The organism is Pedobacter sp. MR22-3, assembly GCF_026240075.1.
Lineage (GTDB): Bacteria > Bacteroidota > Bacteroidia > Sphingobacteriales > Sphingobacteriaceae > Pedobacter.
In genome coordinates this window covers 44,772-65,891 of record NZ_JAPIVF010000002.1, presented here as the reverse complement: position 1 = coordinate 65,891, position 21,120 = coordinate 44,772, and the positions used below count along the sequence as shown (strand labels likewise).

Below are 21,120 nucleotides of genomic sequence, written 5' to 3'. Positions count from 1 at the left end.
ATGCACCAATTGACCAGGTTTAAGAGCTAATTATTTTAGCGTCTGCATTTTTTCTATTTCATATCGCTGATAAGTTTGCGCCAATCTTCTTTTGATTTTAGCAATCAATATTCTTGGGGCTAGCACTTTAACGCATTCTCCAAAACCCAGAATTTCACGCTCCAGTTCATAGTTTAATACGACATCAATCCTGAAGGTGGTAGTTTTTTCATTCTTATTTAATACAACCTGAGAATGGTGCAAGGGTTTAGTTACCACATATGGTGCATGGTCATTGGTAAATTCGAGAATTACTTTTTGTGCACGGTCACGTTCGCTCTTGCTTACGCCAATTAAATCTTCATAATAGCGGTCGAAATCTACCCCTTTGTAAGCAACAAATTCTTCGTTGGGCAGTTCTTGAAATTCTATTATCCTATCTAAGGCAAGGTTCAGGATTCCAGCTCGTTTTTTTTTTTTACAGATCAAAAACCACCTGTTTCTATATTCCTTTAACAGATACGGATAATAAATGCCCTGTTGAGCCTGCTGCGCCTTGAAAGATTTATATTCGATCAGCAGTGAACGCTTATTTAAAACCGCCTGGTATAATGGCGGAATGCAGTCTAATCCTTTAACCAGTTTATTGCTTTCCAACTGGATATGATTGCCACTTTGCTTGGTTGATTTGTTAAGGTTATTCTCCAATCGTGCAATCATATCACTCATTTCATCGAAATAATTAAAAGCATTAAACTGCTTTAATACCCCAACAATCTCCTTCATTTTATCCACGTCGGCATTATTGATCGGTGCTTTGGTAATGCTGAAAGCCGGATCTTCGTAAGCATAAAATCGTTTGTCTTTCACTACAATTGGAGCATTATAGCCCAGTTTATCACTCCGCATCAGTTGAATATCAGCCTGGATAGTTCTTTTGCTTACCCCTGATGTGATACCTTCCAATTCGTATAAGGTTTCTGATACTTTCTCGATAATATCTTCTAATGTCCATTTTCGGAAACGGTTTCTTAAGCAATCATCGATGGTTTTGTAACGGATCAGTGCCAGTTTATTTACAGCCATTTTGGAGTGGATTTGGGTTTCTGCTAAAAATCTGTTGATTTCGCTGATCTAAATATAAGAAAGAGTTTTACTACTACGCAACACATTTGCGTAGTTTATGATTAAAAGAGCTATTCTACGCAATAAATAAAATTTATTTATTTAATTATCAAACACTTAAAAATGATCTGCTAAATATTTTTATCTGTGCAAATGTAGCGCGTAATAGTGGTGGCATCTTTGTAATGTCGCCAGTCGATAAAGTTCTTTGAGAAATATTAATCATCATATATAAGATATTCCGAAAGGGATGGCAATACTAAATAATGACTATCCATAGTTGCGGGTTTCGAAACAGCCCCAAAGTATTCACGCTTTTGCGCAGCATATTCTGATAGAAATTATGATAGATTGTCTAAAACACGTTGTGTGTCGTGGGTTCGAATCCCACTTCCGGGAAATCGGAATAGCTCAGGGGTTAGCGTAACAACCAAACATGCAGGTTCGAATCCTGCTTCCAAATACCACTTGGAATAGCAAAATGGTAATGCAATGGATTTAGGTTCCATCTAAAAAGAAGAGATACTTTAAATTTCTCAAAACCAGCGTTGCGAAACCGCATTTGGCTTCAAGATTTTTCGAAATCAAAAAAGCAAATCTGTGTTTTGCTCAGTAAGGATCAGCGCAGCAAGAAGAGATTTAAAAATCAAAAAGGTTAAATCTAAAAGGTAAAATGTTCTCAGGAGCACTAACCCAATTAGAGAAATTAGTTTCATTTTTAAACAAGCTTGATAAACTTTTACTTCCGCAGAAAACAGGTAAATGTTTTTCCGCAACGCTTTTAAAAGAATAAATAATTATAAAATAAATTTTAACTCCAGAAAACATGAAAAGAGTAACCATTAACACCAATTATGTTGGATTGGTGTTTAAAAAAGGAAAATTAAAAAGCGTATTAACTGCAGGAACTTACTGGTTAGGTTTTGGCGAAGACATTACCGTATACGACATGGGCAAGGAATATTGCTTCACCATTGCAGAGTTAGAAGTTTTGTTAATGAACAACGACTTTGTAAACTTAGTGCATGTTGTTGAAGTAGCTGATAATGAGTTGGCTTTGGTTTACAGAAATAACAATTTTAAAAGTGTATTAACCGCAGGTAAACATGCCATCTGGAAAGGTTTATCAGAATACAACTTTGTTAAGGTAAACATCAGCAACATTAATATTGACGAAACAATTGATAAAAACTTATTGGACAAAGCACCCTTAATAAATTACATCAGGGCCAACAAAGTAGAATCATACGAAAAAGGATTGTTATTTATCGATGGAAAATTTGAAAAAATAGTGGGTGCAGGAAACTATTTGTACTGGAAAAATGCCACTACAATTCATGTTTTAAAAACTGATATGAGACAATTGAACATGGAAATTCTTGGACAAGAAATCTTAACCAAAGATAAAGCACAATTGAGGGTAAACTTCAGCATTCAGTATAAAGTTGATGATATCATCAGGGCGTTATTGGAGAACAAGGAATTCGAAAAACAATTGTACATCACCATGCAATTGGCATTAAGAGAATCTATTGGCCTTATGACTTTTGACGAATTGATGGAAAGCAAGGAAAAAATTGCCGAAATGGTAATGGCCACCACATTGGATAAGGTTGAAAGCTTAGGTGTAAAATTGACCAACTGTGGTGTTAAAGACATTGTTTTACCAGGTGACGTGAAGGAGATTATGAACCAGGTTTTAGTTGCTGAAAAACGGGCACAAGCCAATATCATTACCCGCAGAGAAGAAACGGCCTCGACCAGAAGTTTGTTGAATACTGCCAAATTAATGGAAGACAACAGCATGTTGTATAAGTTGAAAGAGATGGAATACGTAGAGAAAATCGCAGAGAAAATCAATAACATCAGCTTATCTGGCAGTGGACAAATTGTAGATCAATTGAAACAGATCTTCGTAAAATAAAATAAATTTAGAAACCCTCGGTTAGGTGAATGTTGCCTGCCGGGGATTAATGTAGAAAAAAATGAACAACAACATCACAGGTAATAACCTGATCGAAATAGGTTATACCGAAGGAAAAATAGTAGGCTTAGCATTAGCTATCGTGAAAGAAAATTTTGCGGATATTGAAGAAAAAGAATTATTGGCCTTATTTAAGAAAGTAAAAGATTATCCGGAAAGTTTTTTGGATGATGAAATATTGAACACTTTGGCAACAGCCTTGATTGAGGAAGCCAATGCGCCAAAAGATGAAACCATCGAACTGGTAAACCATGTTAAACCCTACGCGGTATTTGGTCCTGATTACATTGAAGAAGGCGCAAGAAACCAAATGGATATTGCCATGAAATTACCGGTTACGGTTGCAGGTGCATTAATGCCTGATGCCCACCAAGGTTATGGTTTGCCCATCGGTGGCGTATTGGCTACGAGAAATGCGATTATTCCTTATGGAGTAGGTGTAGATATCGGTTGCCGGATGGCTTTGAGTATTTTTGATATTCCCGAAAAACATTATTTCGGTAAAGATGCCATGTACAAACGGGAACTGATTGCTTTTACCAAATTTGGTGCAGGTCAAAATTTTAAAGGTGATGAAAAAGCAGATCATGAGGTTTTAGAGAACGGGGCTTTCAACAGCATTCCTTTCCTGAAAAACCTGCATGGAAAAGCCTGGGCACAATTGGGTACTTCGGGTGGTGGAAATCACTTTGTGGAATGGGGGATCATTGACTTCGCAGAACGAGATGAAATTTTAAACATTGATAAAGGCCGTTATGTGGCTTTATTAACGCATTCAGGTTCACGAGGCCTTGGCGCAACAATTGCTGGTCATTATACTAAACTGGCTAAAGAGATCTGTAAATTGCCTAAGGAGGCTGTAAATCTGGCTTACCTTGACTTAAACACTTCCGAAGGACAAGAATATTGGATTGCCATGAATTTAGCCGGCGATTATGCATCAGCCTGTCATGAAGTGATCCATAAAAGGTTGACTAAAGCCATTGGTGCCAAAGTTTTGGCCAAAGTAGAAAACCATCATAATTTTGCCTGGAAAGAAATGCTTGATGGCGAAGAAGTAATTGTTCACCGAAAAGGTGCAACGCCTGCCGGTAAAGGCGTGATGGGGATCATCCCGGGAAGTATGACTGCACCAGGATTTTTAGTTAGGGGAAAAGGTGAAGTGAATGCCATCAATTCTGCTTCGCATGGTGCAGGTAGACAAATGAGCCGAACAAAAGCGATTCAATCGATTACGAAATCAGATATGAAGGCCATTTTGAAAGACCATCATGTCACTTTAATCGGCGCAGGTTTAGATGAGGCACCAATGGCCTATAAAGACATTGACAAAGTGATGGCAGCACAAACTGAACTGGTTGATGTTATCGCTAAATTCGAGCCTAAAATGGTGAGAATGGCTGATGATGGAAGCAGGGAGGATTAGCGTGGAGTGTTGAGTCTTTAGTCCAAAGTCCTTAGTCTATAGAAAAGTCGTCATCTCGACTGAAGCATATGGAAAATGGAGAGATTTATATTAGATTTCTCAACTACGTTGCATGTGCCCCAAATGACGATCAAACTAAAAAAACCTCTTCAAAATTAATTGAAGAGGTTTTTTTATCTATTTATAATCTTATTTCAATTTACTCAATGCCGCTTTAATCCTTGGCAACATATCTTTAATATCCTGCAAAGTACAAGCACCAACTGATGCCCTGAACCAAGGCATACTATCTGCATTTCCGAAGGCAGAAAAAGGAACTAAAGCTGCGCCAGCTTCTTTGATCAGGTAGAAATTCACATCTGCACTGTCTTTTAAAACCTGACCATCTTCAGTGGTTTTTCCGATATAGTCGATTTTAATGGTTAAATAAATGGCACCCATCGGCTCTACAGCTTCCACATTAAAGCCTTCATTCTTTAATTCGTTAAAGCCATTATAAAGGGCATTCAAACTATCCTGAATCTGGCTCTTAAAACTGGTTAAGAAAGTATCAACCTGTACTTTATTATTAAAGTAATTTGACATAGCCACCTGCTCAGCCTTAGGTGCCCAGGCACCCATGTGCCCAACCAATGCTTTCATCCTGTTGATAATATCTTCCGGACCAAAACCCCAGCCTACACGCACGCCGGTTGCAGCTAAACACTTAGAACTGCCATCCACAAATACGGTAAACTCACGCATCGCCGGACGTAAAGAAACCGGATTTACATGGGCTTTGCCAAAAGTTAAAAGGGAATAAATCTGATCATACATCATGTACAATGGTTTTTCATCTGCGCCACGCGAAGCATTTTCTTCTAAAACCGCATCACAGATTTCAGCAAGCGAATTTGCATCAAACATGGTTCCGGTTGGATTTAATGGCGAACATAAAGCCAATAAAGTTGCTCCTTTTAAATGCGGTTTTAATTGTGCAGCTGTTGGCATAAAATTATGCGCAGCATCAGTTTCTACAGCAATAGTTTTAGCCGAAGTTAAGTGGCAATAGTGATTGTTATTCCAGGAGGGTGCCGGAAAAACAACGGTATCTCCCGGATCGATTAAGGCTAAATAAGTTGCATAAATTAACGGACGGGAACCGCCTGAAACCAAAATACTGTTTGTATTGTATTCCAATCCGAATCTATCTTTCAGTAATTCAGAAACGGTTTCGCGTAATTGTAAAACGCCATCTGCAGGAGGATAGTTAGTTTGATTTGCATGGTATGCATCTACAATTCCGGCTTTCAATTCGCTTGGTATCGGGTAAATATTCGAATCGAAATCACCGATGGTTAAGTTAGCGATTGAAGCGCCTTTGCGTTTCATTTCGTTAACTTCATTGCCAATTTTTATAATTTCTGAGCCAATTAATGCACTGGCTAATACTGAAACTTTCATATTATGCTATTAAATCTTCTATTGCTTTATTCACTTTTTTAAAACCAAACTGAGCTAAAACCTGCTGCATTGCTGCCGTAATCTGCTCGTTACAAAGGTTGCCAATACTGCCTTCATGTGTATGTTTGATCTCACTTGATGGTGCAAAGGTACCATTTTCAATCTGTTCGCCTACAATTTTATATGCTTCCCTGAATGGAACCCCCTGCAACGCCAGTTCATTAACCACCTCTACACTAAACAGATAATCGTATTTTTTATCTTTTAAGATGTCATCCTTGATGGTGATGTTTTGAAACATAAATGTAGCGATCTCCAAACATTCATTCAGGGAAGTAATGGCTGGAAAAAGATTTTCTTTCAGCAATTGTAAATCTCTGTGATAACCTGATGGCAAATTGGTGATCATCATGGCAATTTCATTGGGCAAAGCCTGTATTTTATTGCAACGTGAACGAATCAGTTCAAAAACATCCGGATTTTTCTTGTGCGGCATAATACTCGAACCTGTAGTCAGTTCTGCCGGAAAACTAATGAAACTGAAATTCTGGTTGATGAATAAACATACATCCATTGCCATTTTGGCCAAAGTAGCCGCAATGGAACTCATGGCCTGTGCCAAAATTCTTTCTGTTTTTCCACGCCCCATCTGCGCATAAACCACATTGTAGTTTAAACTTTCGAATCCTAATAATTCAGTCGTTAAAGTTCTGTTTAATGGGAATGACGAACCATAACCAGCGGCAGAACCCAATGGATTTTTATTGGTAATTTTCCAGGCAGCAAGCATCAGTTCAAGATCATCGGCAAGGCTTTCCGCATAGGCACCAAACCATAGTCCGAATGATGATGGCATGGCAATCTGCAAATGCGTGTAGCCTGGCATCAATTTATCTTGGTGTGTATTACTTAATTCGATTAATTGGTTAAACAAGGTTGATGTCTGATTGACCATATCTTCAATACAAGCCCTGAAAAATAGCTTTAAATCAACCAAAACCTGATCATTACGTGAGCGTCCGCTGTGGATTTTCTTTCCTGCCTCACCAATTCGCTGCGTAAGCAACCATTCTACCTGCGAATGAACATCTTCTACGGTATCTTCAATAGTGAAATTTCCAGCCTCAATTTCAGCATAAATATTTTTCAATTCCTGTTGAACGTTTTTTAATTCATCAGCAGTAAGCAGGTTAATGGTTTCCAACATTTGCGTATGGGCCAGAGAGCCCAACACATCAAATTTTGCCATTTGTAGATCCAGTTCACGGTCTTTTCCAACCGTAAAGGTTTCTACAAATTTATTTACGTCTGTATTTTTTTGCCAGATTTTCATTTTAAATCTATTTAACCGCAAAGGGCACTAAGTTTTTTCGCAAAGTGCGCCAAGCTATTTTATAATTTTAGCACAGAGTTCATGAAGTTTTTCAGAGAACACAAGGCTATTTTTACCACAAAGACACTAAGCACAAAGGTTTTTGAGTCTTTTAAAAGATAAAGGGGGCATTTAAGTTTCACACCTGAACCTTACGCCCTCAACTTAAAACCATTAACCTTCAATAACCGGTTTCAGCATATTCACATATCCTTCCACACCTTCTGCTACTTCCCTCACATACAAAAACTCATCAGCCATGTGCGAGCGGCCAGAAAAACCTGGTCCGCATTTTACAGATGGAATATCTAATAAAGCCTGATCGGATGTTGTTGGCGAACCATAAGTGGTTTTACCCAATGCCATACCAGCCTGAACTACAGGATGGTTTTTATCGATTGATGATGGCTTTAAACGGATAGATCGTGGCGTAACATCACAATCTACATTGGCCCGGATAATTTCTAAAACTTCTTCGTTGGTATATGCATCAGTCACCCGGACATCTACTGTAAAAGTACAATTTGCCGGAACCACATTATGCTGCGAACCCGCATTGATAATGGTAACCGTCATTTTCAGCGGACCAAAAACCTCAGAGACTTTCGGGAACTGATAATTCCTGAACCATTCGATAGCTGCCAATGCTTTGTAAATGGCATTTTCACCTTCTTCACGTGCCGCATGACCTGCTTTGCCATGAGAAACACAATCCAATACTAATAATCCACGTTCAGCAATGGCTAAATTCATTTCTGTCGGTTCACCCACAATTCCGAATTCCAATTCACCTAAATCAGGCAGAACCAATTCTAATCCGTTATTACCGGAAATTTCTTCTTCCGCCGTTGCGGCCAAACAGATGTTATATTTTAAATTTTCCTGTTCATAATAATATAAAAACGTACCGATTAAGGAAACCAGGCAACCACCAGCATCATTACTGCCCAAGCCGAATAATTTATCTCCTTCAATGGCTGCATCGTAAGGATCACGGGTATAACCAGAATTTGGCTTTACCGTATCATGATGGGAATTGAGCAACAGTGTTGGTTTCTTCGCATCAAAATGTTTGTTATATGCCCAAACATTATTCATTTTGCGGTGGGTTTTAACGCCCCGCTCATCCAAAAACTGCGCAATTAAATTAGCCGTTCTATCTTCTTCTTTACTAAAAGACTGGATACGAATCAATTGACGCAATAAATCCAGACTTTCCTTTTGTATATTTTCTAATGACATAGTATCAAGTAATGAGTATCAGGCATCAAGACAATTTTCATCTTAACATGCATGATACTTTTTATTTTGCTTTCAGCTTTAGTCTTTCTGCTTTTAGCTTTCCTTGGTATATAAATTCCCGGCTTTTAAGGCCGAAAGTTTAATTCCCTTTATTAATGATGAGCTAAAACCATTGTGTTCCATTTCGTTTAAACCGGCAATGGTACAACCTTTCGGCGAAGTTACTTTATCTATTTCTGATTCCGGGTGTGTACCATGCAATAAAAGTAAATCGGCCGCTCCTTTTGCCGTTTGAACAGCCATTTTAAGTGCTTCATCGGCATGGAAACCAATTTCTACGCCACCCTGCGATGCTGCCCGGATCGCCCTTAAAAAAAAGGCAATCCCACAGGCACAAAGTGCGGTAGCAGAAGTCATTAAATCTTCGTTTATTTTAACTACCGAGCCTACCGTTTCGAACATTTTGGTCACATCCGCAATATTTTCAGCCGAGGCATTATCACTGGCCATGCAAGTCATCGATTGTCCGATGGCAATTGCCGTGTTTGGCATTACACGAATCACTTCTACATCCTCACCCAGTTTCGCTCGAACCGCAGCACAGCTGACACCGGAAATTACAGAAATAACCAAATGTTTAGCCGAATCTATCGGCGCATTGATTTCATCTAAAACGGTGTTTAACTGTTGCGGCAAAACGGCGAGGATGACAACATCAGCTTTGGAAACAGCCTCTTTATTATTATTGCTCACTACAAATCCAGATTCGGCGAAAGATTTTAAATGATCAATATTTCTACGGGTAAGTGTAATATCGCCCGCTTGAGCAAAGTCGGCCTTTACCAAACCTTTGGCTAAAGATAAACCTATATTTCCGCTACCAATGATGGCTATTTTTTTTGTCATGATTCTTAATTTTCCTGCGGGTTGATTACACAGTGATTTGATTACACAGATTTATATATTTTTTGAAAAGCAATTTCAGCAATTCTATTGATGTTCAGTCCTGCTATTCGTTACAAGTCCCGATGAAAAATCGGGAGCTTTCCACTACTATCAGGTTTAAATGGCAAAAGCAGAATTCATCGGTTTCTTTTACTTTCTAATCCCAGAACCTTCAGCCTTTCTTCTCTACCTTTACTTCAGCATTTTGGTGCCAAACGTTCCATCAGCCAGTTCTGCTAATTCATCGGCTTTGCCAATATAAACGGCAGAAACACCTTTTTTAATGGCCTCGAAAGCATTGTGTAATTTTGGAATCATTCCGCCCTGCACAGTTCCATCAGCTTTAAGTCCTTCAAATTCATCTGCTTTGATTTCTCTAACTACAGAATCATCATCATTTACATCTTTCAACACACCTTTTTTCTCGAAGCAATATACCAAACGCGTTTCGTATAAAGCAGACATGGCTACCGCAACCGATGATGCAATGGTATCAGCGTTGGTATTTAACAGTTGGGTTTCTCCATCATGTGTAATGGCACATAAAACAGGAACCAATCCGGCTTGCAATAATTTACTTAAGGTTTCGGCAGAGACAGATTTTTCATCCAAATCACCTACAAAACCATAATCGATCTCTTTCACAGGACGTTTTTTTGCCTGAATGATATTTCCGTCCGCACCGGTTAAACCAATGGCATTGCTACCCTTGGCCTGCAACTGGGCAACCATATTTTTATTAATTAATCCTGCATAAACCATGGTAACAATTCGCAAGGTTTCAATATCGGTAATCCGGCGACCATCCACCATTTTCGCTTCGATGCCTAAACTTTCGCCCAGTTCTGTTGCGATTTTGCCACCACCATGAACCAGGATTTTATCGCCTGGCAAAGCGGTAAAATCCAGCAAAAACTGATGTAAGTTTGCGGAGTGATCGATGACGTTTCCACCAATTTTGATGATGGTCAGTTGCTTATTGTTCATTTCTATAAAAAATTTCAGAAAGTTGATGCAATTTTTCTGCGAGCAGTTTTTTATCAATCAACTTGGTTTCATAATCGGCAATGAGTGCTGGTTCTCTTCAATGCCTTTTGTTTTTGACAGTATTAACAGATGATGTGTCCAGTTTATTTTTAATAATATCCTTTTGCAAAAAGTAAAAATACTGCTTTCTAATTGTGTCACCACTGGTGACACTTTTAAGTTATGATCAGCTTGCAATTTTGTCAACAGTGTCGAAACAATTTGCTCATCGCTATACACTTCATAAAATTGTTTCATTCTATAAAGTCCGCGGCGGTTAAATCCCTTTAAGAGCGGTTGCTTTTCGGCGATATAATCTGCCAGATCATTTACTGTTCCATCACCCCAATTTCCAGCCAACACTTTTTCAGAAACAATTTTTCCAATATTAAAATACAACATTACCAACTCGGCGTTTGCCTTACTGTAGGCCCTGTTCCGTGCATCGTTGATCATGATAATCACCTGATGGAAATCGGATAAAGTACTTGTAATTGGCTTAGCCATGTATAAAAATAATTATAATTTTTATGATCGTAAGCTGTCTTCCTGATAAGTTGCAGGTTATAGGCCTTCAAATCGTAACAGATTATTTCAATTCTTCCAGCATCGATTTAATTACAGCTTGTGCGGCCCATAAACGGTTACCAGCTTCGTGAATGACTAATGAATTTGGTCCATCTAAGATTTCAGATGATAATTCCAAATCTCTGCGAACAGGTAAACAATGCATCACTTTCGCATCATTGGTGAATTTTAACTTTTCATTGTCCATCATCCAGCCTTCAGGATAATTTAATACTTGACCATATTCCTGATAGCTGCTCCAGTTTTTTACATATACATAATCTGCTCCGGCCAATGCCGCCTCTATATTATACTGAATATCGGCACCTTTGGTAAAATCTGCTGAAAGTTCATACCCTTCAGGTTGAGCAATGGTAAAATCGATCATTTCTTCTTCCTGTGCCTGACACATCCATTCAGCAAAAGAATTTGGCACAGCCTGTGGCAAGGCCTTTACATGAGGTGCCCAGGCTAAAACGACCTTTGGTTTACGTCCATCAGGTTTGTTCGTCCAGGTCTCGTGAATGGTAATGATATCAGCAAAGCTCTGTAGAGGATGGCGTGTAGCACTTTCTAAACTTACCACAGGAACTCCACAATATTTCACGAATTTATTAAAGAAATCTTCGCTATAATCTTCTTCACGATTATTTAGTTTAGGGAAAGATCGCAAGCCTAGAATATCGCAATATTGACCCATTACGGCAGCAGCTTCGCGGATGTGCTCCACGGTTGAGCCATTCATCACCACACCGTCCTGTGTTTCTAAAGCCCAGCCTTCTTTATCCAGATTCATCACCATCACATTCATCCCTAAATTTAAAGCAGCCTTTTGGGTACTTAAACGGGTGCGCAGACTTGGGTTCATGAAAACCAAACCCAGGGTCTTGTTTTTACCTAAATCCTGATGCGCATAAGGATTTGCCTTTAAGGCAAGCGCATCATTTACAAACTGCTTGATGCTTGGAACATCGTGCACGGAAGTGAAAAGTTTCATTTTAAAACGTTGTAAGTAGTAAGTTATACGTTATAAGTTTCGTATTCCTCATCCAAAATAATTTATAAATAGAGTCCTGTGTACTTAAAACGTACTACTTAGAACTTAAAACTAAAGCAAACGCTTCCAAAAATTCATCAGCATGTGCCTTGGTTAAATTCAAAGCCGGCAATAAGCGAATTACATTCGGCTTTGCTTCGCCGGTAAAAATATAGTGGGTGAATAATAACTCTTTTTTAACATGGGCAAGCTCGGCTGGCAATTCAATACCAATCATTAATCCACGACCGCGAACTTCAACTACCTGTTCAATTTTTTTTAATTCTGTAATTAAGTAATTTCCGATTTCTTCGGCGTTTTTCATGAGGTTATCTTGCTCCATCACCTCTAAAACGGCTAATGCTGCTGCACAGGCCAGGTGATTACCACCAAAAGTGGTACCTAATTCTCCATGCCATGGTTTAAACTTAGGGGCAATTGAAATTCCTGCTACCGGAAATCCATTACCCATTCCTTTGGCCATGGTGTAAACATCGGCTTCAACCCCGGCATAATCGTGTGAATAAAATAAACCAGTTCTGCCATAACCACACTGAACGGAATCGGCAATGTAAACCGAATTGTATTCATCACAAAGCGCACGGATTTTCTGCAAGAAACTTTTTGAAGCTTCCTTAATTCCACCTACACCCTGAATACCTTCAATAATTACGGCCGAAATTTCATTGCCTTGCGCTTTGAAAGTTTCTTCTAAAGCAACCTCGTTATTAAAAGGTAAAAAGATTACGTTTTCCGTCTGGTTAACCGGCGCAACAATTTTCGGATTATCAGTTACCGATACGGCCAATGATGTACGTCCGTGGAAAGCACCGGTGAAAGCAATCACTTTCTTTCTGCCGTTGTAAAATGAGGCTAATTTTAGCGCATTTTCGTTGGCTTCTGCTCCTGAATTTACCAAAAACAATTGGTAATCTTTCTTACCAGAAAGCTGACCCAATTTTTCTGCCAGCTGTACCTGTAAAGGAATTTTAACTGAATTGGAGTAAAAACCAACTTTGTTTAACTGCTCGGTTAAGCGATTAACATAATGCGGATGGGTGTGACCAATGGAAATCACGGCATGGCCACCATATAGATCTAAATATTTTTGTTCATTAGCATCCCAAACATTGCTGCCGGCTGCTTTGGTAATTTCTATATCGTTAAGAGGATAAACGTCGAATAAGTTCATTGTTTGAGTTATGAGTTGTACGTTTTAAGTTATAGGTTTTGGTGCTTAGTTCTAACTTTCAAAATTAAACTGATAAGCATTGCCTTAACTTCATTAATACTATTTGATAAAATTGTAAATTGTTCTTCAGCTAGGTAGTCTAAATCTTTAGATAAAATCAAAAAGTATTCAGTCTCATTTGCTGAACCTAGAGAAATATTTAAAAAATTTGCCAAATCTGCCTGTGAATTTTTCCCACAGCCTTCGGCAATATTAGCTGGTATTGATGCCGATGCCCGCCGGAGTTGATTGGTAAGACTATACACTTCTTCTTTTGGGAAGCTCGCACTAATCTTATAAATACTAAGTGTAAGCTGGTGGGCTTTATCCCATACTTTTAAATCTTTAAAATTTTGCATACACTTATTACTTAAAACTTATAACGTATCACTAAAAATAGGCCGCTTTCAATTTAAGCCCTGCTGTTTCTTCCAGTCCGAACATTAGGTTCATATTCTGAACCGCTTGTCCGCTGGCACCTTTTAAGAGGTTATCAATAATGCTGATGATAAATAATTTATCGCCGTGTTTCTCTACGTGGACCAGCGCTTTATTGGTATTAACAACCTGTTTTAAATCGATATTTCGCCGGCTTACATGCGTGAAAGGATGGCTACTGTAATATTCTTCAAAAATGCGTTGTGCTTCTTCCAAAGTTAAATCACTTTCCAGATACATGGAAGCTAAAATACCTCTGGTAAATGCACCACGTTGCGGAATAAAACTCAAAAGATCTGTTAGTGATGGCTGCAACTGCAACAAACTTTCACCAATCTCATTCAGGTGTTGATGCTCAAAAGCTTTGTAGATAGATAAATTATTATTTCTCCAGCTAAAGTGTGAAGTAGCATTTAAGCCTTGACCAGCGCCTGTTGAACCCGTAGTTGCATTGATATGAACTTCACTATTGATTAAACCTTTTGCAGCCAGAGGTAATAAACCTAACTGGATACAAGTGGCAAAACAGCCAGGATTTGCAATGTTTTTGGCAGATTTTATTGCTTCGCGATTAAGTTCGGGTAAACCGTATGTGAAGTCTTTAGTCGGGAGCCCGGAGTCTGGATTCGAAAAAATGGTATTTGCAGTTAATCTGAAATCCTGAGATAGATCAATGATTTTAATGCTTTCCTTGATTGGATTGGCTGCTAAAAACTTTTTTGCATCACCATGGCCAACACATAAAAACAATACGTCAATATCTTGTGGAATATCACTTACAAATTTTAGATCTGTATCTCCGATTAAATCAGTGTGTACATCAGAAACTAGGTTTCCGGCATTGCTGGTACTATTGACGAAAGCAATCTCAACATTTGGGTGGTTAACCAGAATACGAAGCATTTCACCACCAGTGTAACCCGCACCGCCAATTATTCCTGCTTTTATTTTCATATTTAAAAAGGTTTAGGGTTTGAGGCCTAAGGTTTAAGGTTTAAATGCTAATGTAGCCTTAAACCCTCTGCCTTGCGCCTTTGAGGCTACGCCTCGTTATTAACTTTATGCCAGATCATGACCTGGTTACCAAAGATTTTAGAGAAGCCTTTCACATCTTCTCCGCTCCAGGCATTGTTCATTTCGCCGTAGCTGCCAAATTTATTGCTCATTAAATCGTGGTTCGATTCGATACCAATAATCTGGAAACGGTAAGGCAACAACTCCACAAATACTTTGCCGCTTACTACCTTTTGCGTATCGGTTAAGAAAGCTTCAATATTCCGCATGATTGGATCGTGGAACTGACCTTCATGTAACCAATTGCCGTAAAAAGATGACAATTGCTCTTTCCAGCTTAACTGCCATTTGGTTAAAGTGTGTTTCTCTAAAGTGTGGTGAGCTTTAATAATTAATACCGGTGCCGCAGCTTCGAAACCCACACGGCCTTTAATCCCGATGATGGTATCGCCAACATGTATATCGCGACCAATTCCAAAGGGTTGAGCAATGGCCTGTAATTTTTGAATCGCGCTTACAGGTGCCAATGTTTCACCATCAATGGCAACCAGTTCACCTTTTTCGAAAGTTAATTCAATTTTGCGTGCTTCAGTTTCTGAAACCTGCGTTGGCCAGGCACTTTCGGGTAAAGTTTCGTGAGAGGTTAAAGTTTCCTTTCCACCTACAGAAGTGCCCCATAAACCTTTATTAATGGAATATCTGGCTTTTTCTGCACTGTATTCCACACCATGTTCTGCTAAATATTCTATTTCCGCTTCACGGGATAATTTTAAATCTCTAATGGGTGTAATGATTTCAACTCCAGGGATCAGGATATTAAAAATCATATCAAAACGTACCTGGTCATTACCTGCACCGGTACTTCCGTGCGCCACATAATCTGCACCCACTTTTTTAACATAGTTGGCAATTGCCGTAGCCTGACTTACACGTTCGGCACTTACGGAAAGCGGGTAAGTTGCATTTTTCAATACATTACCAAAAATCAGGTATTTAATGCAGTCGTTGTAATAACTTTCTGTTTCATCTACTACGGCATGTGAAGCAACACCTAAAGCATAAGCTCTTTTCTCAATCTCCTGCAATTCTTCCTCAGAAAAACCACCGGTATTTACAATAACTGAATGAACTTCCAAGCCACGATCCTGTGCTAAATAAATACAACAAAATGAGGTATCAAGACCTCCGCTAAAAGCTAAAACAACTTTCTTTTTCATTATTTATGAAATAATAGGGTAAATAAAAACATCAAGGCCTTGAACCCGGATTTGGGTTTCGGTTTTACAACTAAACGTTGCTTGATGCGCATGAAGCGCTCATATAATTTAGGTTTCTTTTGTAATTCTTCTGCAAATCTTTTGGCCGCATCATGTTTCTGCGTAGCAGGATCATATAACATGGCCGTGCACATGCAGTTTTTACGTTCCTTCATTTTCAGAATCTCAAAGTTCACGCAACTCTGACAGCCTTTCCAGAATTCCTCATCCTGTGTTAACTCAGAATAGGTAACCGGTTCGTAGCCCAGGTCGGAATTAATTTTCATTACGGCCAAACCTGTGGTTAACCCGAAAATTTTTGCTTTGGGATACAAACTTCTGGAAAGGTCAAAAACCTTTTCCTTAATGGCGTGCGCTAAACCTGCCTTCCTGAATTTAGGAGAAACAATTAACCCGGAGTTTGCCACAAACTGACCATGGCTCCACGTTTCTATATAGCAAAAGCCGGCCCATGTACCATCTTTATGGAAAGCGATCACGGCCTTGCCTTCGATCATTTTACCAGCAACATAGTCTGGAGAACGCTTGGCGATACCGGTGCCACGTGCTTTTGCAGACTCAGCCATCTCAGTTACAATTTCTTCTGCAAATACACGATGTTCAGGAAGTGCAACCTGCACTATAAATTCGTTAATATCCATTCGTTTTCTAACGAAAAATTATAAGTATTCTTGTTAATTGGGTTTTTAGAGAGGATCAATTCCTCATAACGTTTAGTGGAGGTACTAAATACGTGGCGTGAAATTTTGCCGGCTTGTGGGATAATAAAATACAGGCTGAAAACGATTAATAAACAAACTCTTTCCAAACGCCAGTTGCGCGGAGAAAGCAGAAAGTTTATGTAAAAATTGTTTAATCATTTCAGGCGTATTAAAACGGCTATAACTCTATTGAGGTGCAAAGGTTTAAATAATAATCGAGTTACACAATATTTTTTGAATTTTTTACAATAATTGTAAAAATTAAAGCCCCTGAGTTGGGGCCTTAATTTTATTTTTTTGTTAATCCGACTGAAACCCTTGTTCCATCTACGAAAAAATTTAGTTTTTTAGGTGAGGTGCCTGCAGGCAAGCTAAATTTCCATACGGCTTCTGATGAAGCCTCCGGCTCAGGTTCGGTATTACCGCTCTCTTTATTTCCGGGAACCGCTGTACCATTATCCAATTCAAGTCTGGCATCAGCGGCAGAAACAGAGAAATATTTCTTAGCATCAAGGGTACTTTTATTGGTAACCTGCAGTTTAACAGTAAGTTCAGCACCTGTAGATTTACCATCCGCATCCTGCAATTCTACTGCAGTTGCTTCAGTTACCTTAACCAATGCTTCCTTGCTTTTGCCTAAAACAGCACTATCAGGTGTGATACTAAAGCTACTGCCTGCCGGTGCATTTTCTTGCTTCTCCGGTACAGTTACAACCGTTTCTGTCTTGGTAATGGTGGTATCAGCAGGTTTGTCCTTTTGAGAACTTCCACATGAAGCCATCACCAGTGTACTTAAGCAGATGCAGATTAATTTTGAGCTGTTTTTAATCATTTTAATAAATTTAGTGGTTAAACAAAATTATAATTGACATTTAATATTAAGATTACTAAATAGTTAAGTAAACCTCAGTTGAACAACTAATCATTTATTTTGTTTTTGAAAGAAGCGAGCAATAAACTGCCTCAACATTTAATTTTACTAAATTTATTTTTACGGTTATTTAATTAGAAACCCCACTCATACAGAAAGGCAATTCCATATGAAATTGCCTTTCTGTTTAATTGAATTTACATACTATTTTTTTGTTACATCAGGAAATTTCACCTGTATTACATATGTTCCTTCAAGCTTTAATTGCCATGACCACCGGGGATTTACAGAGAATGTTCCGAGGGATGCAGGAAAACCATCAACGGTGACAAAGTTACTTGGTATCCTGTAATACATTAAAAAGCCCCAATCTGTTGTTGGCGTAACATATTTGGTCAGTGGGAAAGGCGCTACCTCAAAATCACAAATCATGGCTGTATCAGTCTTTATAACCGGATTAAACTTTGCATAATTTTCAAAAATCGGCCGATCTCCTCTTTGTATGATTTCGCCTGCCTTAGGGTTAAAAACCTTTCCATTTTTATCAACCATTTTTAATATTGCCCTTGCACCATTATTAGAGATTTTAGTACAGGTAATAATGGGATTTTTCATAGGCGTTGCCACACCTGTAACATCGTGAAATGCATTCGAAACATTATCCGTAACCACAAATAAATCATCGCCTTCAGGGTCTACAACATTTATCGTTGCCAATTTTGGAAAAAGCTTTGTTCCGGTAACGTTTGTCATTTCAACATCAAAAACATACTTGCCCAATGGTAAATTTGCTGAAGCCCTATTGAATGTGAGTTGTCCGCTGTTTTCGTTGAAATACATGGGTAATCTTTTAACCGTTTCTCTTTTCTTGTTCAACAAATCAACAGTCACATCCTTTTCTGCATCGAAACTGGTACCCTCTTTAAACACCAGAATTTCATAGGCTTTAGAAAATTCTACCGGTGCAGGAGAACCGTCTTCTTTTCTGAGGTTTACCATTTTATAGGTAAATGGCGGTGTAGAGCCATCTGCATTAATCCTGTCAGACTGAAAAAGTATCAGGCCTCGTTTAGCATAAATATCGTTGTCTTTATAGCGAATGGCATTACTTTGAAAACCTTTCTCAATTTTTGAGCAGGAATAAATACTCAGTAAAAACAGTATGCCTAAAATATATTTAATTTTCATGATTGAATATTTTATGGTTTAATTCCCTAACGATTGTCCATTAAAAAACAACCTATGATTTCCGTTTAAAACATGAACAATTCCTGTTTTTGTGATAATTCCGGAGGTCTGTACGTCTACCGCTTTGTCTTTTTGGTTATCCGGTATAGCATTCAGATCAGGTTCCGTATCATCGCGCGTACCTATCACTTTGGTATAGGTAACATAATCTATGTAATTCAAATACTGGGTATATTCCAAAGTAGATCGTCTAAACTTAATTAAATATTGGACATTTGGAATGGCACCTAACAAGCTATTGTACAGCTTCCCGGCAAGGCTAATCTGATCCCTGTTTATTTTACCTGCAAACAGGTAAGTTTTTAATGAATCACTAAGTTCCTGAGCCGGAATATCTTTGATTCCGAAATCAAAATTTTCTTTACCGAGTTGAAGGCTCTTTTGATATTTTTTCGCTTTTACATAATCTGCTATTCCATAATTTGTGGTAGCAAAGAAGGTAGCATCGCCATTTACAGCATCTTTCAAACCCGCCTTATCAATCACTTTCACCAATGAATCAAAATTACGATTGGATTTTAGGTAGTCATAAGTGGTCATATCAACAAAAGGACTACTCTGCCCCCCATCTCTTTTATAGTCGTCTTTTTTACATGCCGACATGGCCAGTAAAACAATCGACATATATATTAAAATAGTATTTTTCATGATTTTTAATATAAAAATTAATTATTTACACCTTACCCAACCAATATGTAGTTTGCTTTAAGAATGGATTGTTCCTAAACAAAGCGGGATCTACAGGCCAGTAAAAACCTTCTTTTTTAAATCTGTCTTCCGGTAGCCAGTCTACGATGAACCCATACCTTCTGGTGCGTAGCAAATCATAAAACAGGTGTCCTTCGAGATACATTTCCCGTCCGCGTTCGATAATGTATTCATCCATGACATCGCTTACAGACAAGCCGTTATCTACCAACACAGGATTGGGATCATTCCTTCTTCTGAATGTATTGATAATTGAAGTAGCCGTGGCGGCATCTCCCTTATACAGTGCGATTTCAGCTTTTAGCAATCTCATATCACCTAACCTGAAGATTATGATGTTATTGCTTAAATATGGATTTAACTTTTGCCCCGGATTTCTGTATGTCACATTGGAATATTTCAGACACACTGGCTTATCCGGCAGGGTTACATCAAAGCCTTTGGTGTATCTGATATCAGTAGTTGTAGAAAAATGATCTTTCAGATACCTGGGCACCACAAAGTACCTTGGATTATTACCGTTTCCTTTTACATAGCTTTCGTTTAAAAAGCCCCCACCTATTGAACTATTAGAACCTTCCAACGTATTCTCGCTTATATTAATTTCAAAAATACCTTCTGAAGAACGACCTATAAAAGTATTCTTATAATTGGCCGTATCAGTTAAAGTATAGCCACCACGATTGATTAGTGTGTTAATCGTAGTATCTGCGCTATTTACATCAACCAGGTTGGGCGTGTCTGAACTAACATTGGACATGGTGGCCCGCCATAAATACAAATGGGCTAAAAGTGCATATGCAGCTCCTTTGTTAGCTGTAACTTTCGCATCGCCACTGTTTTCATAAGTCCAGGTCAGCAAATTAATGGCTTTATGACAATCATCTTCAATAAGTTTCATTACCTCTGCCTTTGGCTTTCTGGGAAGTTGAGGTGCATTAAGTGGATCTTCATATGCTTCGGTAACAATTGGCAGATCGCCCCAAACCCTTACCATCATAAAATAACTTAATGCCCTTAAAAAATAAGCCTGGCCTAAAGTGTTATTTCTAAATGCAACAGCATCATTTTCCGCCGATAATTGGGCGTCGGTCATCGCCGCTACTTTTAACAATATGGTGTTCGACATCGCTATACTTTTATAGTAAAGCGTGTAATTGGCTAATGAGTTTAGGTTATACTGAAAGGTAAAATCGCCGGTTTGTATCCCCTCAAGCCCATCCCCACTATACTGAATGGTAAAATAATTTTTAGCAATTGCATCTCCATACATGTAATAGCGGTTATTTTTATTCGTAATTGCACCACGGAACAATGCGTAATTACCCGCCATGGCACTCCTTACATCTTTAGAAGTTTTCCAGAAAGTTTGCTCATATGGTGCATCTTTTGGTTCTTCATAAAGGAATTTTTTACAGGCACTGGTACTCAAGATCAAGGTTAGAGCACATAATATGCTGAGTTTTGTACGTAAATTTTTCATGTGA

At 38.5% G+C, this 21,120-nt stretch carries 19 protein-coding genes; 2 read left to right on the top strand and 17 right to left on the bottom strand.

Going from position 1 to position 21,120, the window contains the following annotated elements:
- Nucleotides 1-30 precede the first annotated feature (30 nt).
- A complete protein-coding gene (locus OQ267_RS04080; protein ID WP_265835005.1) occupies nucleotides 31-1,065 on the bottom strand; it encodes a helix-turn-helix transcriptional regulator in 1,035 nt (344 codons plus the stop codon).
- Between the two features lie 865 nt (nucleotides 1,066-1,930).
- Between OQ267_RS04080 and OQ267_RS04075 the strand changes: the two genes are divergently transcribed.
- Together OQ267_RS04075 and OQ267_RS04070 are read left to right on the top strand one after the other, a co-directional pair.
- A complete protein-coding gene (locus OQ267_RS04075; RefSeq protein WP_265835004.1) occupies nucleotides 1,931-3,028 on the top strand; it encodes a slipin family protein in 1,098 nt (365 codons plus the stop codon).
- A gap of 61 nt (nucleotides 3,029-3,089) precedes the next feature.
- Nucleotides 3,090-4,514 carry an RtcB family protein gene (locus tag OQ267_RS04070; RefSeq protein ID WP_265835003.1) on the top strand — a complete coding sequence of 475 codons (1,425 nt, stop codon included), beginning with the start codon at nucleotides 3,090-3,092 and terminating at the stop codon, nucleotides 4,512-4,514.
- A 189-nt stretch (nucleotides 4,515-4,703) separates the two neighbouring features.
- Here OQ267_RS04070 and OQ267_RS04065 read toward each other — a convergent pair whose 3' ends face one another.
- The 16 genes from OQ267_RS04065 to OQ267_RS03990 form a co-directional block, all read right to left on the bottom strand.
- A complete protein-coding gene (locus tag OQ267_RS04065) occupies nucleotides 4,704-5,957 on the bottom strand; it encodes a pyridoxal phosphate-dependent aminotransferase (protein ID WP_265835002.1) in 1,254 nt (417 codons plus the stop codon).
- Between the two features lies 1 nt (nucleotide 5,958).
- Nucleotides 5,959-7,290, bottom strand: a complete 1,332-nt coding sequence (gene argH / locus OQ267_RS04060; RefSeq protein WP_265835001.1) for an argininosuccinate lyase — start codon at nucleotides 7,288-7,290, stop codon at nucleotides 5,959-5,961.
- Nucleotides 7,291-7,503: 213 nt separating this feature from the next.
- Entirely contained in the window at nucleotides 7,504-8,571 is a 1,068-nt protein-coding gene (locus OQ267_RS04055) for a M20 family metallo-hydrolase (protein WP_265835000.1), read from the bottom strand.
- 93 nt (nucleotides 8,572-8,664) lie between these two features.
- On the bottom strand, nucleotides 8,665-9,477 hold the full coding sequence (proC, locus tag OQ267_RS04050) for a pyrroline-5-carboxylate reductase (protein WP_265834999.1): 813 nt from the start codon (nucleotides 9,475-9,477) through the stop codon (nucleotides 8,665-8,667).
- Nucleotides 9,478-9,708: 231 nt separating this feature from the next.
- Nucleotides 9,709-10,503: an acetylglutamate kinase gene (gene argB / locus OQ267_RS04045; RefSeq protein ID WP_088302604.1), complete on the bottom strand. Its 795-nt coding sequence runs from the start codon at nucleotides 10,501-10,503 to the stop codon at nucleotides 9,709-9,711.
- A 57-nt stretch (nucleotides 10,504-10,560) separates the two neighbouring features.
- Entirely contained in the window at nucleotides 10,561-11,049 is a 489-nt protein-coding gene (locus OQ267_RS04040; protein ID WP_265820277.1) for a DUF1016 N-terminal domain-containing protein, read from the bottom strand.
- Nucleotides 11,050-11,131: 82 nt separating this feature from the next.
- Nucleotides 11,132-12,106 (bottom strand): acetylornithine carbamoyltransferase, encoded by a 975-nt coding sequence (locus OQ267_RS04035; protein WP_265820278.1) that lies wholly within the window; start codon nucleotides 12,104-12,106, stop codon nucleotides 11,132-11,134.
- Nucleotides 12,107-12,200: 94 nt separating this feature from the next.
- Nucleotides 12,201-13,337 carry an aspartate aminotransferase family protein gene (locus OQ267_RS04030; RefSeq protein WP_265834998.1) on the bottom strand — a complete coding sequence of 379 codons (1,137 nt, stop codon included), beginning with the start codon at nucleotides 13,335-13,337 and terminating at the stop codon, nucleotides 12,201-12,203.
- Nucleotides 13,338-13,366: 29 nt separating this feature from the next.
- On the bottom strand, nucleotides 13,367-13,735 hold the full coding sequence (locus tag OQ267_RS04025) for a four helix bundle protein (protein ID WP_265834997.1): 369 nt from the start codon (nucleotides 13,733-13,735) through the stop codon (nucleotides 13,367-13,369).
- 31 nt (nucleotides 13,736-13,766) lie between these two features.
- The gene (gene argC, locus OQ267_RS04020) at nucleotides 13,767-14,768 is read right to left on the bottom strand and encodes an N-acetyl-gamma-glutamyl-phosphate reductase (protein ID WP_265834996.1); all 1,002 of its coding nucleotides are present in this window, start codon (nucleotides 14,766-14,768) and stop codon (nucleotides 13,767-13,769) included.
- An 86-nt stretch (nucleotides 14,769-14,854) separates the two neighbouring features.
- A complete protein-coding gene (argG, locus tag OQ267_RS04015) occupies nucleotides 14,855-16,045 on the bottom strand; it encodes an argininosuccinate synthase (protein WP_265834995.1) in 1,191 nt (396 codons plus the stop codon).
- Nucleotides 16,045-16,746 carry an N-acetyltransferase gene (locus tag OQ267_RS04010; RefSeq protein ID WP_088302539.1) on the bottom strand — a complete coding sequence of 234 codons (702 nt, stop codon included), beginning with the start codon at nucleotides 16,744-16,746 and terminating at the stop codon, nucleotides 16,045-16,047. Before OQ267_RS04010 ends, argG begins: the two co-directional genes overlap by 1 nt.
- A 349-nt stretch (nucleotides 16,747-17,095) precedes the next feature.
- Nucleotides 17,096-17,638, bottom strand: a complete 543-nt coding sequence (locus OQ267_RS04005) for a hypothetical protein (protein ID WP_265834994.1) — start codon at nucleotides 17,636-17,638, stop codon at nucleotides 17,096-17,098.
- Nucleotides 17,639-17,881: 243 nt separating this feature from the next.
- Nucleotides 17,882-18,865 (bottom strand): DUF5007 domain-containing protein, encoded by a 984-nt coding sequence (locus tag OQ267_RS04000; RefSeq protein WP_088302537.1) that lies wholly within the window; start codon nucleotides 18,863-18,865, stop codon nucleotides 17,882-17,884.
- Nucleotides 18,866-18,883: 18 nt separating this feature from the next.
- Nucleotides 18,884-19,573: a hypothetical protein gene (locus OQ267_RS03995; RefSeq protein WP_140418703.1), complete on the bottom strand. Its 690-nt coding sequence runs from the start codon at nucleotides 19,571-19,573 to the stop codon at nucleotides 18,884-18,886.
- A 25-nt stretch (nucleotides 19,574-19,598) separates the two neighbouring features.
- Nucleotides 19,599-21,116, bottom strand: a complete 1,518-nt coding sequence (locus OQ267_RS03990) for a RagB/SusD family nutrient uptake outer membrane protein (RefSeq protein ID WP_088302535.1) — start codon at nucleotides 21,114-21,116, stop codon at nucleotides 19,599-19,601.
- Nucleotides 21,117-21,120: the final 4 nt, after the last annotated feature.

Coding starts and splice junctions, on each gene's coding strand:
- OQ267_RS04080 (WP_265835005.1), bottom strand. CDS start 1,065: ATGGCTGTAAATAAACTGGCACTGATCCGTTACAAAACCATCGATGAT.
- OQ267_RS04075 (WP_265835004.1), top strand. CDS start 1,931: ATGAAAAGAGTAACCATTAACACCAATTATGTTGGATTGGTGTTTAAA.
- OQ267_RS04070 (WP_265835003.1), top strand. CDS start 3,090: ATGAACAACAACATCACAGGTAATAACCTGATCGAAATAGGTTATACC.
- OQ267_RS04065 (WP_265835002.1), bottom strand. CDS start 5,957: ATGAAAGTTTCAGTATTAGCCAGTGCATTAATTGGCTCAGAAATTATA.
- argH (WP_265835001.1), bottom strand. CDS start 7,290: ATGAAAATCTGGCAAAAAAATACAGACGTAAATAAATTTGTAGAAACC.
- OQ267_RS04055 (WP_265835000.1), bottom strand. CDS start 8,571: ATGTCATTAGAAAATATACAAAAGGAAAGTCTGGATTTATTGCGTCAA.
- proC (WP_265834999.1), bottom strand. CDS start 9,477: ATGACAAAAAAAATAGCCATCATTGGTAGCGGAAATATAGGTTTATCT.
- argB (WP_088302604.1), bottom strand. CDS start 10,503: ATGAACAATAAGCAACTGACCATCATCAAAATTGGTGGAAACGTCATC.
- OQ267_RS04040 (WP_265820277.1), bottom strand. CDS start 11,049: ATGGCTAAGCCAATTACAAGTACTTTATCCGATTTCCATCAGGTGATT.
- OQ267_RS04035 (WP_265820278.1), bottom strand. CDS start 12,106: ATGAAACTTTTCACTTCCGTGCACGATGTTCCAAGCATCAAGCAGTTT.
- OQ267_RS04030 (WP_265834998.1), bottom strand. CDS start 13,337: ATGAACTTATTCGACGTTTATCCTCTTAACGATATAGAAATTACCAAA.
- OQ267_RS04025 (WP_265834997.1), bottom strand. CDS start 13,735: ATGCAAAATTTTAAAGATTTAAAAGTATGGGATAAAGCCCACCAGCTT.
- argC (WP_265834996.1), bottom strand. CDS start 14,768: ATGAAAATAAAAGCAGGAATAATTGGCGGTGCGGGTTACACTGGTGGT.
- argG (WP_265834995.1), bottom strand. CDS start 16,045: ATGAAAAAGAAAGTTGTTTTAGCTTTTAGCGGAGGTCTTGATACCTCA.
- OQ267_RS04010 (WP_088302539.1), bottom strand. CDS start 16,746: ATGGATATTAACGAATTTATAGTGCAGGTTGCACTTCCTGAACATCGT.
- OQ267_RS04005 (WP_265834994.1), bottom strand. CDS start 17,638: ATGATTAAAAACAGCTCAAAATTAATCTGCATCTGCTTAAGTACACTG.
- OQ267_RS04000 (WP_088302537.1), bottom strand. CDS start 18,865: ATGAAAATTAAATATATTTTAGGCATACTGTTTTTACTGAGTATTTAT.
- OQ267_RS03995 (WP_140418703.1), bottom strand. CDS start 19,573: ATGAAAAATACTATTTTAATATATATGTCGATTGTTTTACTGGCCATG.
- OQ267_RS03990 (WP_088302535.1), bottom strand. CDS start 21,116: ATGAAAAATTTACGTACAAAACTCAGCATATTATGTGCTCTAACCTTG.